The organism is Lacinutrix sp. MEBiC02595 (assembly GCF_053601555.1).
Genome location: NZ_JBSHNU010000207.1, coordinates 1 through 265 on the forward strand (window position 1 = coordinate 1; position 265 = coordinate 265).

Below are 265 nucleotides of genomic sequence, written 5' to 3' on the forward strand. Positions count from 1 at the left end.
TAGTAAGTGCTTCTAAATTTGCTACGATAGCAGATAAATCTAATTGTGTAGTAACGCCATCTTCGTCTGTATAATCGATGTTTGTATTATCTGTGTTTAAAGCAATCGAAGTAAGTGTTTCCAGATTAGCAACATCTAAAATAGTCGGGTTTCCATCTTCATCGGTGTAAGTTAATGTTCCGTCATTATTATCCACCAATGTTGTTAAAGCTTCCAGGTTTGCTATGATTGCAGATAAATCTAATTGTGTAGTAACGCCATCTTC

General features: G+C 35.1%; 1 protein-coding gene. It reads right to left on the bottom strand.

All coding sequences use genetic code 11. From position 1 onward, the window contains the following. Window positions 1-265: hypothetical protein (locus tag ACVCZW_RS07660; protein ID WP_452232089.1), on the bottom strand; the 265-nt coding region annotated here is incomplete at both ends.